Annotated in this window: 12 protein-coding genes and 2 pseudogenes; 11 read left to right on the forward strand and 3 right to left on the reverse strand. The window is 58.0% G+C overall.

Annotated features, from left to right (window positions below):
- Positions 1-62 precede the first annotated feature (62 nt).
- From DXK50_RS16690 to DXK50_RS16710, 5 genes are all read left to right on the forward strand, one after another.
- On the forward strand, positions 63-404 hold the full coding sequence (locus DXK50_RS16690; RefSeq protein ID WP_003125308.1) for a carboxymuconolactone decarboxylase family protein: 342 nt from the start codon (positions 63-65) through the stop codon (positions 402-404).
- A 52-nt stretch (positions 405-456) separates the two neighbouring features.
- Positions 457-1,128, forward strand: a complete 672-nt coding sequence (locus tag DXK50_RS16695) for a DsbA family oxidoreductase (protein WP_016561615.1) — start codon at positions 457-459, stop codon at positions 1,126-1,128.
- Between the two features lie 67 nt (positions 1,129-1,195).
- Positions 1,196-1,750: an OsmC family protein gene (locus DXK50_RS16700; protein ID WP_003125306.1), complete on the forward strand. Its 555-nt coding sequence runs from the start codon at positions 1,196-1,198 to the stop codon at positions 1,748-1,750.
- A 41-nt stretch (positions 1,751-1,791) separates the two neighbouring features.
- Positions 1,792-2,889 carry an alkene reductase gene (locus tag DXK50_RS16705; RefSeq protein ID WP_003125305.1) on the forward strand — a complete coding sequence of 366 codons (1,098 nt, stop codon included), beginning with the start codon at positions 1,792-1,794 and terminating at the stop codon, positions 2,887-2,889.
- 49 nt (positions 2,890-2,938) lie between these two features.
- Positions 2,939-3,154: a tautomerase family protein gene (locus tag DXK50_RS16710; protein ID WP_003159697.1), complete on the forward strand. Its 216-nt coding sequence runs from the start codon at positions 2,939-2,941 to the stop codon at positions 3,152-3,154.
- Positions 3,155-3,530: 376 nt separating this feature from the next.
- On the opposite strand, the pseudogene DXK50_RS16715 reads toward DXK50_RS16710, so the two are convergent.
- From DXK50_RS16715 to DXK50_RS24990, 3 genes and pseudogenes are all read right to left on the reverse strand, one after another.
- A pseudogene (locus DXK50_RS16715) lies at positions 3,531-3,968 on the reverse strand (JAB domain-containing protein); the annotation flags it as partial.
- Between the two features lie 489 nt (positions 3,969-4,457).
- A complete protein-coding gene (locus DXK50_RS16720; RefSeq protein ID WP_212631099.1) occupies positions 4,458-4,805 on the reverse strand; it encodes a LasR-specific antiactivator QslA in 348 nt (115 codons plus the stop codon).
- Positions 4,802-5,071: a hypothetical protein gene (locus DXK50_RS24990; protein ID WP_023106401.1), complete on the reverse strand. Its 270-nt coding sequence runs from the start codon at positions 5,069-5,071 to the stop codon at positions 4,802-4,804. Before DXK50_RS24990 ends, DXK50_RS16720 begins: the two co-directional genes overlap by 4 nt.
- Before the next feature lie 395 nt (positions 5,072-5,466).
- Between DXK50_RS24990 and DXK50_RS16730 the strand changes: the two are divergent.
- The 6 genes and pseudogenes from DXK50_RS16730 to DXK50_RS16755 all read left to right on the forward strand — a co-directional run.
- Positions 5,467-6,060: pseudogene (locus tag DXK50_RS16730) on the forward strand (TraB/TrbI/VirB10 family type IV secretion system protein); the annotation flags it as partial.
- Between the two features lie 20 nt (positions 6,061-6,080).
- Positions 6,081-6,314, forward strand: a complete 234-nt coding sequence (locus tag DXK50_RS16735; protein WP_212631316.1) for a DUF2274 domain-containing protein — start codon at positions 6,081-6,083, stop codon at positions 6,312-6,314.
- A gap of 212 nt (positions 6,315-6,526) precedes the next feature.
- Complete coding sequence (locus DXK50_RS16740; RefSeq protein WP_212631101.1) at positions 6,527-7,678, forward strand: AAA family ATPase; 1,152 nt, start codon at positions 6,527-6,529, stop codon at positions 7,676-7,678.
- Between the two features lie 3 nt (positions 7,679-7,681).
- Positions 7,682-9,904, forward strand: coding sequence for a S8 family peptidase (locus DXK50_RS16745; RefSeq protein WP_212631102.1), 2,223 nt, complete (start codon positions 7,682-7,684; stop codon positions 9,902-9,904).
- Between the two features lie 72 nt (positions 9,905-9,976).
- Positions 9,977-11,776 (forward strand): ATP-dependent nuclease, encoded by a 1,800-nt coding sequence (locus DXK50_RS16750; protein WP_212631103.1) that lies wholly within the window; start codon positions 9,977-9,979, stop codon positions 11,774-11,776.
- Entirely contained in the window at positions 11,769-13,556 is a 1,788-nt protein-coding gene (locus DXK50_RS16755; RefSeq protein ID WP_212631104.1) for an ATP-dependent helicase, read from the forward strand. Before DXK50_RS16750 ends, DXK50_RS16755 begins: the two co-directional genes overlap by 8 nt.
- The last annotated feature ends 64 nt before the right edge of the window (positions 13,557-13,620 follow it).

Raw genomic sequence — 13,620 nt, forward strand, 5'->3', positions numbered from 1 at the left:
GCGTCGGCCCTATTTTTGGCCGATCTTACCTATCAACTAGTAGGGTGGTAATCATGTCTAGTATGCCTAACTGGGAACAAACCATCACCGACGTCAGTGCCCGCCTGAAAGAGTTCGGCGCACATTCCCCCGACACCCTGCGTGGCGTGGCAATGCTCGGTAATGCAGGTAACAAAACCAATCGCCTTGATGCGAAGACCCGTGAGCTGATCGCACTGGCAGTTGCCGTTACCACGCGCTGCGATGGCTGCATTGCGTTCCATGCGGCAGAAGCCAGGAAGCTCGGCATTACCACCGAGGAAGTGGCGGAAGCTCTCGGCGTGGCCGTGAACCTGAACGCCGGTGCGGCAGTGGTTTACAGCACTCACGTCTTGGATGCGATGGATAGCAAACCTCAAAGCTGAGGTCCCTCCGCGGCTGATCCATAAGCATCGGAGACAGATGAGAGGAAGTTCCATGAAGAAAATTACGGTCGAGGTCTGGTCCGACTTTGTCTGTCCCTGGTGCTGGATAGCAAAGAAGCGCCTGGAGCAGGCAATTGATGCTCTCGGGGACCAGGTCGAAGTTGAAATCGTGCCACGCGCATACCGCTTGGCCAAAGGCATGAGCCCGATCCCTTTTAAAGAGGCGCTCGTACAAAAAACAGGCAGCCAGGGCCGAGCGGATGTGTTCATGAGGGCCATTCGCGGAGCTGCTTCACGTGAGGGTTTGGACTATCGATTTGACGTCATGCGCTTCGGGGACACGTCCGCGGCTCATCAGTACGTCAAGGCCATCGCCGATCCGGCGTTGCAGGTCCGCTATGTAGAGCGGCTCTATTTGGCGGGAACTACTGAGGGCAAGGACATCTTCAACGCACGAGTTCTGCGAGATCTGGCGATTGAAATAGGTGCCACCGACCTCATCGGCTTTGATTCGGCGGAGGCCGCAATCCTGAGCGATGAAACAGCAGTAAGCAGCCTCGGTACCGGCATTCCGTTGTTCGTGATCAATGGTAATCGCTACATCTCCGGCGCTCAGGAACCTGCAGTGTTTACCAAAGTGCTCCGCGCCGCGATTGAAGAGCTTTCGAGTGATGAAGAGGCAATCAGTGCAACCAGCTGTTCGATTTCTGGCTGTTCGCACTGACAGGGTTATCGCCTTCGGGTGTTTCGTTTTTTTGATTTTTTATCCACGACTTTAAGAGGTTTTGAAAATGGACAAGCTTCTCAACGGTATCGACGTCGCTGCTCTGCAAGCCTTCGCACAGGGCGTTGCTGAAGATGCATCCAAGCGTCACGCACGCTTCAACGTGAAGACCAAGTGGGAGCATCAGACCCGCACCGTAGCCACCGTGAACCGTTTTCATCTGAGTGGTAACGACTACCCGCGTGACATCAAGATTGCGGCCGACGAGCCACTGGAGCTGCTGGGAGCAAACTCTGCCCCAAACCCGCAGGAACTGCTGATTGCCGCTCTGAACGCCTGTCTCTCCGTGGGCTATGTGGTGAACGCTTCGGTCATGGGCATCACCATCCACAACCTTGAAATCGAGACCGATGGTGAGTTGGATCTGCGCGGCTTCCTGGGCCTGGACGAGAGCGTCAACCCCGGTTTCGACGAAATCAGCTACGTCGTGCGCATCCACACCGATGCACCTGTCGAGAAGGTGGAAGAGCTACACCGCATCGTCACCAAGACTTCCGTGAATCTCGCCAACTTCTCCAAGGCCATTCGCATGGTGCCAAAGCTGGAAGTCGTTGTCGGCTAAGCCAGCCGATTGATTCAGGTATTCGTTTGAAGAGGTTGAATATGAAAAAGCTGTTTTCTCCATACAATCTGGACAGTCTGGAGCTGGCCAACCGGGTAGTTATGGCACCGATGACCCGCACCCGGACGGAAAACAATGTTCCGACCGAACTGACCGCGCTGTATTACGCGCAGCGGGCCTCGGCGGGCCTGATCATCACCGAGGGCCTGCCGATCTCCGACGAGGGACGTGGCTACCTGTATACCCCGGGAATCTACACGGACGAGCAAACCCGTGCCTGGCGAGAAGTGACTGATGCAGTGCATGCCAACGGCGGCAAGATCTTCGCGCAGCTCTGGCACGTGGGCCGCATGTCCCATGTGTCGCTGCAGCCAGGAAATTCTGCGCCGGTCTCGGCGAGTGCCGAGCCAGCAGTAGGTACTACTGTTTATGCTTGGGTCGAGCCTGGTCTCCCTGGCCCGGTCGCACCGAGTGTCCCCCGTGCACTGAGCGTCGATGAGATTCGCCGTGTCACCGACGACTTCGTTGCCTCCGCCCTGCGTGCGGTCGAAGCCGGCTTCGATGGAGTCGAGCTGATGGCCGCGAATGCCTTCCTGTTCGATCAGTTCCTGAGCAGCCAGATCAACACGCGTACAGATGAATACGGCGGATCGATCGAGAATCGTCAGCGCTTCTTGCTGGAGACCGTCGATGCCATTGCAGACGCCATTGGGAGTTTCCGTGTCGGCGTGCGCATCTCGCCATTCGGTCGGCTGTACGACCTGCGTCCCTACCCTGAGGAAGAGGCTACCTGGAAGAGCGTTGCAGCTGCACTGAATGAGCGCGAGTTGGCCTTCGTCCATCTCAACTACCAGCCAACACTGGATGCAGTACCGTTCCCGGAAGGCTTCTACAAGAGCTTCCGCTCGCTCTACAAAGGCACGGTTATCGGCGCCGGTGGCTTCACCGCGGAGCTGGCAGAGGCCGAGCTGCAGAACGGCAATCATGACTTGATCGCCTTCGGCACCCCGTACATCGCAAACCCAGACTTGGTCGAGCGGATGCAGAACGGTTGGCCTCTCGCACCAAGCGATCACTCCACCTTCTACGGCGTGATCGGGGCGAAAGGCTACACCGACTATGCGCCTTACCAGGAATAACCGTTTCGGCTGATCCACAGCGTAACTCAACTACTGAAGGTGTCTGGCTATGCCACTGGTAACTGTGAAAGGTATCGAAGGGGTTTTCTCTACCGAGCAAAAGGCCGAGATCATCAGCAAGATCACCGACGCCATGGTCTCTGTCGAAGGCGAGAAAATGCGTGGTGTGACCTGGGTCGTTTTTGAGGAAGTGAAGAGCGGCGACTGGGGAATCGGCGGTGAGCCCATCACCACCGAGAAGGTACGAGCTCTTCAGAACAGCTGATGGTGAAACTGGCCCGGCCTGAGCTTTGCGCGGGTCGGGCCAGCCAGCTCATTTCTTCGGCTTGTATACCTCTTTTTTTGCGTACTGGATCAACCAGTTCCTTGTTGACTCATTCGTTCCAAGGCGCTTCCAGCGCCTGTCGCCACATGGTGAATTTTCGTGCTGATAGGCGAAAAAAGTCGAAATTTGTTAGTCGGAAAAAAGCGTTATGAATCAGTGTGTTATGACCTACTAATTGTTAGGATCATTCAGATACAACGATGGCTGCGTCATTGCTCGCAGCTCCGAAGCAAAGGCCCTGGGCATTGCCATGGGCGCCGCCTATTACCAGGTGCGCGAGCATATGCGCCATCAAGGTGTGGTGGCGTGCTCAAGCAACATCTACTAGCGCCAAGGCTTCTTTCAAGCGTTGTGTTAGCACCTTGTCAGCCTGGCTTGGTTCTGGATTTCCGCTTGGATGGTTGTGCGCGAAGATCACTGCCGCAGCATTCAGGCGCAGCGCGTCCTTGACCACCTCGCGTGGGTACACAGACGCACTGTCGATGGTGCCGCGGAACATCTCGACGTACTGGATCAGGCGATGCTTGGCATCCAGAAACAGCGCTGCAAAAACCTCGTGCTCAAAGCCACCCAGTTTCGCGATCAGGTAGTCCTTGACCAGCTCCGAAGACGTAAAGGCTGCACCTCGCTGAACCTTCTGATCGATCACCTTGCGAGCAGCATCCAGGATCTGCTCCGCAGTAGCAGGCAAATAACGTCCTTGCTCGTCGCGAATCATCAGGGAAGCGTCAAAGGCGAGAGAAAGCTGCGACATGATCATGCTCCAGTTGCTCGGGCGGAATTGCCCGGAACCGGCCCAGCACGGCGCAGCGCAGCAGTCAGGGGGCGATAGCCGGCCCAGCCGCAAATGCGCGAAGCGCATGCAGCCCTTGACGGCGAGAATGCCGTGATAGGGTGAGAGGAAACAGCAAGACCGCTATTCCACCGATCTCACAGGCAACACCAGCAAGCGCAGCGCGCAGGCTCTGTCGGCCCAACCAAAGATGCCAAGTGATGTTGTGGCGGGCCGTAGAACTGCAGATATGGCCTGCACCAACAACGAGAAAGGAACGAGGCTGGTCGCCACTTATAGCCAGTACCCCATCAAAACGTTTGGCAGATGGCCGCTACCGAAATATTCTCCGGTCTCTGGGCTAACGAAGTGCAAACAGTCAGTACGCTGCCCCTGCACTCCGTTAGCTCAGAACCTTCCTTCCTGGTCTGTGTAAACAGGCCACTTCATTGGCATTTGCCATGGCTCAGGTCAGCCCTGACAGCTCGCTCCTGCGAGCGTCAGGGTCTTTCTGTGGCCAGAACAATCACCCGCCGTATAGATCTCGGCCAGCTCACCGCAGCGAAGATGCGAGCACATACGCTGGTGGATACGACTCAGGAAACCCACTTCAAAAGCTCGCCTTTCAATAGCGCAGGGCAGCAGATCGCGCTCCGCGATCATCACTGCCCAGAGCCATCCACTGCGGGCGTTATCGAGCCAGGTCTGTGCCAGCTTCACGCCCTGGTCGAATGCCTCTCTGCAATCGGCAGCCCAGGTGATCTCCATTCCTGGATGGCCGTCGTGAGGCGGAAGGTAGGTCATCACACCCTTGCTCATCTGGCACCTCCTCGAACGTCAGAGAGGGCGCGGCGATAGAGCACGACCATCTCATCGAGCAGAGCCAGCGCTGAATAAGCAGCGATGCGCACGCGCAGATCCGCTGGCTGCAAGCCCTCAGGTTCAGCCAGTTGATCGAGCAGATTGCCGAGCATGACGCCACGCAGTTCAGCGGCAGCTTCAGAGGGCAGGGGAGAGCGTTCGGATTCATGCAGCGGGCTTCGTTGTAGCGGAAAAGGTACAACGCAGGATTCGAACTCAGCCATGGCGCACCTCCGGATCAGAGGTGGACAGCAAGACCTGAAGCCCAAGGCGGAGCTCTCGGGTAAAAAAGGGGTAGCGCATTCCTTATGCTCCTCGGACAGTGAGAGGAACCACCAACACCGTTTCGACTCGGTAATGGTGGCGAACCGTACGGGGGTCGAAATACCGGCGTCCGAGGGAACCGGCCAGGCAAAAGCCTGCCCCGCACGGCCCGCCATAGAAATGCAGTAGCTGGGTACAAGGTACCTGCTACGCAGCTATGAACGCTGCCGCGCCCTCAGACAAAGCGGGTTTCGACTCCCGGTCGCGGGACTTACCACGACGGGCGCACTCTAGCCCGAGGGTTTCAGGATGGCAACCTACTGTGGCGTAGTTGATTGAGAGATAGGTGACGGCGTCGCCTTACCAGGTCATGGCCGGTACGGTGATCGCCGGCGCCCTGGTGACGGGCATCAAGTCGGATCTTCCGGGTGACGTGATTAGTACGGTGACGGAACCAGTCTACGACACGGCGACCGGCAAGCACCTGCTGATCCCGCAGGGCTCACGCATCCTCGGCCGCTACAACAGCCAGGTCAGCTACGGGAAGAGCCGCGTGCAGGTGGTGTGGAATCGCATCATCCTGCCGGACACATCCTCGCTGACGCTGGACAACCTCGTGGGCACCGATCCGGCCGGCTCTGCAGGCCTGGAGGACGGCGTGGATTGGCACTGGGATCGCGTCTTCGCTGGCACGGCGCTGACGACACTGCTGGGCGTTGGTGCTGAGCTGGCCGCGCCCGAGAGCCGCCAGGGTGGCGATCGCATCATCATCGCCAGCCGTGACGGCCTGCAGGACAGCGTGAATCAGGTCGGGCGGGAGATGACTCGACGCAACATGAACATCCAGCCCACGTTGACCGAGCGGCCTTGCCTGCCGGTGCGCATCATTGTCAACCGGGATCTGGTGCTTCGGCCTTACCAACCACTGTTCTTCAACCGGGGGACTTAGCAACGAGTACGACTCGAAAGCTGCGGCTGGGGCCGCTGCCCAAGACTGAGAGCATCAGGTTGGCCTTTGCCTGTCCGGCCAGCTTGAAAGCCGATCTCGACCGCTACGCCACGCTGCACGCGCAAGCATATGGCGAGGCCGTCGATGCCACGGTTTTGATTCCGCACATGTTGGAGGCCTTTATGGCAGGGGATCGAACGTTTCGGCGGACTAGCAAATTTCCGGCCGCAAAGCCCAACGCCAGCGACGACTGACAGCTATCTGCCGCACCTCCGCTGACTGCCCCCCGTGCCTGACTCGGTGATCTGTGTCCTCCCGTGCAACCTCTGCGCCCGCCTTTTATCGGAGGCAGGCGCGATTTGCCCGTTTCCAATCGCCTTCACAGACATCTGAAAGTGTGTGAGAATAAATATAGTCCGTTTTTTGTTTTAAAAAATTCCTTATAAATCAGTGGGTTGAAAATTGTATGGGCGAATTGACTGGTTTGAAGGCTGATTTAGCCCAGGTTGTGAGGCTGGCGTTGGCTGAACAGACGGAGGATGTTCGTCTGTACGCTGCGAGGCTGGTCAGAAAGTATCGGAGCACTGAGCCGGAACTGGCTGAGCAGGTGGATTTATTTCTTCGCGCCAAGCCGCATCGGGCGGGAAAGCCATTGCGCAAGGCGGCCGCGCCGTCGCTCGTCGAGCAGGTGCTGCCGATGGATGATGAGTCGCGTTTGTCGCTGCTCAAGGTTTTCAAGGACTCTCCGGATCGGGACGCGCCACTGCTGTCTGCCAGTCTGGAGGAGTCCCTTGGTCAGCTAATTCAGGAGCGCAAGCAGGTAGCGCGTCTTACCGCACTGGGCCTGACACCGACACGCTCTGCCATCTTCGTTGGTCAGCCAGGTGTTGGGAAAACACTGACAGCACGTTGGTTGGCAGCTCAACTTGGCGTGCCGTTGTACGTACTCGACCTGACTGCTGTGATGAGTAGCTTGCTGGGGCGTAGTGGCACCAATCTGCGCGCGGCGCTAGATTTTGCCAAACGCGTCCCCTGTGTCTTATTGCTGGATGAGATCGATGCGATCGCCAAACGCCGCAGCGATGATACTGACGTCGGCGAACTCAAGCGGCTGGTGACCGTGATACTGCAGGAGGTTGATGAGTGGCCTGCGACGGGGATGTTACTGGCAGCAACCAATCATCCTGAACTGATCGATCCGGCGCTTTGGCGTCGATTCGACCTCGTGGTCGAATTCAAGGTGCCAGAAGCAGCAGCGGTCAAAGAGGCGATCAAGCGGTTCTTGGGGCCGGACTTCGCGCTGTTTGGGCGTTGGATCGAGATTCTGGCCTTCGCGTTTCGTGGCCAATCCTTTAGTGACATCGAGCGCGAGATACAGCGTTTTCGGCGTGCCGTGGCGTTGGGGACGACGCCGGATGCAGATTTGATCGAAGAGTTCATAAAGGCGCGCGCCCTGTCGCTTGATCGTCAGGGGCGCATCGATATGGCGGTGCTGCTGGCTAAGCAGACGCGTTTATCCCAGCACAGCATCTCGGATATCACCGGCGTGAGCCGAGACACCATTCGCAAGTACACAAGCGACGGACTGACCGTCGCGCCCAAAAAACGGGGGGCGTGAGGCATGAACCAGACCAATTTCCTGATCGGACGTGGCGAGTTGTTGACCCACGAAATCAAGGGGCCGAAGCGCGGCATGGATAAGGCCGAGGTCTACACGTTGCAGCAGGCGAGGATCCGACTGACACCGCAGTTCGTCGACGTTGCAGCAAGCCTCGACAGTTTGCCCAACAACGCCTGTCCGGGGGATTTGGGAGTGGCACGCCTCGCACTTAATCCTAGTTACATCGCGCGGTCCTTCTTTCCGGCGGCCATGCTGCGTAGCGTAGGTCTTGAATCTGTCGGTAGTAGGGCGGTCAGATTGACGCCGGAGAGCTGGTCGAAGAAGGGGGCGCCGCGGGAGTCGACCACCACAGAGCTATTCGTGGTGGGCAGGCGCCAGGCCTTTCGGCAGTTGAAGGACTGGGCAGGGCAACTGGAGGAGGGATCGAACGAAGCGAAGGATCTGTCGCATATTGAGCGGATTTCCGCGTTCGAGCCGAATGACCGTATTGTTTCGCTCGGCGAGGAAAAGGATCGCTTCTTCGAGGTTGGCATCCATCTGCTTCCTGGCGACAACGATCAGTTTGTGCAGCGAGCATTTGCCAAGTACGCGACCGATGTCGGCGTGAAAATCCATGCCGACTTGGCGTTTAGCGCTGGCAATCTGTGGTTCCTCCCGGTTGAGGGAGCGCATGACAATGTTGTGCGTCTGGCTGAATTCTCATTTGTGCGGGTGATTCGTTCCATGCCGAAGTTGCGTGGCATGCGTCCCGTACAGCGCTCGGCGGGTGTAACAGTGCCATGCAGTCTGCCGACGGAACAGCCGCTATCGTCCGAACCTAAGGTGGCTATCCTCGATGGCGGCTTGCCTGAGCAGCACGGTATCGCTCCATGGTTGCATACCTACCGAGTTCTCGATGAAACGGCGGCCGACGATCCGGGCGGCCTGGAGCACGGACTTGGCGTGACTTCAGCATTCCTGTTTGGCCCAATTGCTCCTAACAGCGTCGCGGCACGCCCTTACTCTTACGTCGACCACCTGCGTGTACTGGATCGTGAGACTGACTCGGAAGACCCATTGGAGCTGTATCGCACACTGGGGCTAGTCGAGGAAGTGCTGCTGTCGCGGCAGTATCAGTTCATCAATTTGAGCCTTGGGCCTGACCTCCCAATCGATGACACAGACGTGCATGCCTGGACTTCCGTGATCGACGACCTTCTCAGCGATGGCGAGACGTTGATGACCGTGGCTGTTGGCAACAATGGTCAAATGGATCGGTCGGTAGGAAATGCCCGTGTTCAGGTGCCTTCCGACTGCGTTAATGCGCTATCCGTCGGCGCTGCCGACAACACGAACGCGTCATGGTCGCGTGCCGCCTACAGTGCCATCGGGCCAGGGCGAAGCCCCGGCGTGGTAAAGCCGGACCTCATGGCCTTCGGTGGGGATGCCGCCAGCTCCCAGTATTTCCATGTGCTGGCACCTGGTGCGAAGCCGACACTGGTGCCGCAGTTGGGCACCAGCTTTGCGTCACCGTATCTATTGCGCAATGCCGTTGGTGTTCGAGCGATCCTCGGAGCAGATTTGACTCCGCTGGCCATCAAGGCCTTGCTTGTTCATGCCGCGGATTCATCCACGCACGACAAGCTCGAAGTCGGTTGGGGCAAGGTGCCGGAAGACTTGATGGATGTCATTACGTGCCCAACCGGCGTGGCGCGAGTGGTCTACCAGGGCGAGCTAAAGCCGGGGAAATATCTGCGCGCGTCACTCCCTCTGCCTGCCGGTGGTTTGCAAGGCAACATCCGCTTGAAGGCGACCTTCTGCTATGCGTCTCCGACAGACCCGCAGGATGCTGTTGCTTACACGCGGGCCGGTTTGGAAATCGTGTTCCGGCCCAGCGATAAGAAGATCAAGGAAGGCAAGAGCAACGCGGACACGAAGGGCTTCTTCGATATGAAGAAGTATGCTACGGAAGAGGAGCGTCGTTCCGACATGGGCAAGTGGGAGACGGTCCTACACGGTAACAAGTCCATGCGTGGCACTAGCCTGGATAACCCCGTGTTCGATATCCACTACAACGCACGCGAGGCTGGTGCGCCGACGACGAGTGCAGAAAAGATTCGCTACGCGCTAATTATCACGGTCGAGGCGCCCAAGCACGCGGATCTGTACAACGAAATTTTGCGCGCTTACGCCAAGATGTTGGTGCCCATTCAGCCCAAGGTCACATTGCCAATCCGTGTGTAGCGGAAAAAGGCGGACACGTATCGCTACAACGCCTTGCCGGCTTCGATCGCAAAATTCAAGAAGAGATGGGGCATGAAACTCACAAGAATTTACGTTAGCAATTTTCGCAACTTTCGCGACGCGGACATCGTCGTAGATGGAAGTGTCGTCATCGTCGGCGAGAATCGCGTTGGTAAGAGTAACCTGCTTCATGCTTTGCGACTTGTTTTCGATCCCAGCTTACCCGATAGCGGTCGACAGCTTGGGCAGGGCGATTTCTGGGATGGCTTGGGAGAGCCACTCGAAGACGAAGAAATCACTGTCTTCGTAGAGTTGCGGGAGTTTGAAGATGATCTGGATCTTCTCGCCCAGCTCACGGACTTTCGACTTGACGACGATCCGCACACAGTGCGGCTTACCTACAAATTCCGGCCGATTCCTGGCTTAGAGGGGGCGCCAGAATGCGACGACGACTACGAGTTCATCTGCTTCGGCGGTGAAGTCGAGACGAAGCGGTTTGGTCACGAAGTGCGTCGGCGCATTGCTATGGACCTCCTGCCGGCGCTGCGCGATGCTGAAGGTGATCTAGCTACGTGGCGCCGCTCGCCTTTGCGGCCCTTGCTCGAGCGCGCCTTTGCTAGCGTATCTGGCGAAGACCTCGCAGGTGTTCGCAATGCTGTCCAGGCCGCGACGGGACAACTGGCGGATTTCCCTTCGGTGCAGAACTTGGAGCAGGCTCTGCAGCAACTGTTCGCATCGATGAGTGGTCCCAAGCAGGATATCGAACCTAGCCTAGGGTTCGGGACGACCAACGTGACACGCCTGTTCCGCAATCTTCGGCTACTGATCGATGGCGGCCTACGCACAATTAGCGAGGCCAGTCTCGGTTCGGCTAATGTGGCGTTCCTGACCTTGAAGGCCCTGGAGCTTCGCCAACTGATGGGCGAGAACCGGCGCGACCACACTTTACTGGCAATTGAGGAGCCAGAGGCCCACTTGCACCCCCATCTGCAACGGTCCGTGTATCGCCATCTATTCGAAGGTCTTGCGGGTGAGGAGGAGAATGAGTCGCTCTCACTACTCCTGACAACACATTCGCCGCATATTGCTAGCGTCGCACCTCTGCGTTCCCTGGTGCTGCTTCGCGACACGGTTGACGAGGGAACTGTGGCCGCCTCGGCCGCGTCGATCAACCTCACCGATGAAGAGGAGGACGATCTTGCGCGCTACCTTGACGTGACGCGTGCCGAGATGCTGTTCGCACGAGGGATTGTCTTGGTCGAAGGGGATGCCGAGAAATTCTTGCTGCCGGTGTTTGCCGCCTCAATGGGGCACGATCTCGATCATCTCGGTATTACGGTGTGCTCGGTAGCGGGCACGAACTTCACGCCATACTCGAAATTCCTTGCTGCCTTAGGCATCCCGTTTTCAATAGTGACCGATTGGGATCCACAGGGAGACCGGACACCTCTCGGCTACAACCGTTCGTGGCGACTCGTAAAAACTATTGAGGAAGTCCGAACGGGTGAGGATCAACGTGGGCTCATCGAGGAGATCAAGAGGATCGAGCAGTACAGCGATTTCTCTGATCGCTGTGAGGGGTATGGAGTTTTCACCAATCTCGACACGTTAGAAGTCGACTTGTTTGAAGATGAAGATTTCACAGCGGCCATCATCGAAACACTCCGGGAGCAAAGGTTAAGCGAGGAGCGGCAGGTTTGGGTGAACCAGTGGGAAGACGACCCAGAGACGTTGGATCGGGAGAACTACCTCAAGCTGATCGAAACCGTCGGAAAAGGGCGATTTGCACAGCGTTTGGCGTCTCGCATTGAGGGTATTGCACCGCCCCCTTACATTGCGCGCGCAATTACCTACGTGGTCGACCGTGTCTGATCGCGCGGCCTACCTGCGGGCGGCCGCGCAGCTTCAGCGCAATGCGGGGCAATGGGCTGCATACGAATCCCGTGGTCATTGCGTCGTGCTGGCGGGGCCCGGGAGTGGGAAAACCAAGACTCTCGTGACAAAGTTGGCGCGTATGCTCGTGGAGGACGTGCCGGAATCTCGCGGCATCGCGTGCATCACATATAACAATGAATGCGCGCGTGAGCTGGAAGTTCGGCTGGCTTCACTCGGAGTGGCGCCGGGTGGACGTGTGTTTGTCGGGACCGTGCATTCCTTCTCGCTTACGCAGATCCTCTTACCTTATGCCAAGGTTGCCCGATTGGGTTTGCCTGAGGGCTTCGGCGTGGCGACCCGGGCTGAGCGACAGGCAGCACTGGCCGAAGCGGTGAACCTCACGATCGAAGCGCCCAGCAATCCTCAAGATTGGGAGTTCCGGCTTGGCAACTATCGCCGATCAATCTTAAATCGCGACAGTCAAGAATGGAGTGATACCGATCCGGAGCTTGCGCGCCTCGTGGAAACCTACGAAGCACAACTTCGTCGTCGTGGCTTGATCGACTTCGATGATATGCCCTTGCTCGCGGTTCGAGCGCTGCGTGAAAACCCGTGGTTGCAGCGGGCGCTGCTCGCCAAATACCCCGTACTTGTCGTCGATGAGTACCAGGACCTTGGTGTCGCGCTGCATCGTATGGTGATGGGGTTGTGTTTTCGAGCGGGCATGCGGCTCTTTGCAGTGGGCGACATTGATCAGTCGATTTACGGATTCACCGGGGCTCGCCCTGATTTGCTCCGCAGATTGTCAGAGCGCGACGACGTCGAGACTGTGCGCCTGCGGCTGAACTACCGCAGTGGGAACCGTATCGTCCTGGCATCGCGCGTGGCCTTGGGTGAAGAGCGTGACTACGAGGCGGCTGATGCTGCGGCGCAGGGAACTGTTTATATTCACCCGACAGGCGGTACCTATGAGCAGCAATCGGCCCGCCTTGTCGGCGAGTTGTTGCCCCAGGCGCTGAGGCGTCACCCGCAACTCAGTTACCGCAATGTTGCAGTGCTCTACCCGGCCGCATGGATCGGCGATGCTGTAGCCGGGGCGGCGCAAGCTGCCGGCATACCAATCGTGCGCACAGATGGCAACGCCCTGTACCCACGTTCCAGTCGCGTCATGCAGTGGTTGGAATTGTGTGGCCAATGGTGTTGTGGTGGATGGCGAACGGGGAAGCCGCGTTTTGCTCAGCTAGCGCGGGAGGGGCGGCGACTGTTCGCAGAGTCCATACATAGCGATGGCCAGGCGATGGACTTTCATTGCCGATTGATCGCCAGCCTGTGGGATAGCCGGGAGGCGAACCTGAACCTACATGGTTGGCTTGCAAGACTGTCGATGGAGGTGATCCAGCCATTCGTCTCCGAATGTCCTGCGCTGAGGGATGAGATGGACACCCTGGCCGTCTTCGCTGCTCGGATTGCCCCGGCGGGAGATCGTGCAGATATGGTTCTGGGCGAGTTGGCTGGCGACGGCGAGCATTTGAATCGGCTAACACTGTCGACGCTGCACAGCGCAAAGGGCAGGGAGTTCGATGTGGTGTTTATGTTTGGTATAGACCGCGGCCGGTTACCGCGCAACGGTGTTGGTCCGCAACAGGTCGCCGAGGCGCGCCGGCTGTTCTACGTAGGCTTTACGCGTGCTAAGTCTGAGATTCATCTGGTGCACACCGCGGGGCGTTCATCGCCGTTTGTGGAAGAAATTGAAAATCACTTGGCCGAGGGTGCTTGATGGCCCCGTATTTGATGCCGGCAGCCTTCCTACGGGGCAAAGCTGCGGCACGAATGGTTGGGCG

The sequence above is a fragment of the Pseudomonas sp. KB-10 genome, from assembly GCF_018221585.1.
In the GTDB taxonomy this organism is placed as follows: domain Bacteria; phylum Pseudomonadota; class Gammaproteobacteria; order Pseudomonadales; family Pseudomonadaceae; genus Aquipseudomonas; species Aquipseudomonas yangonensis.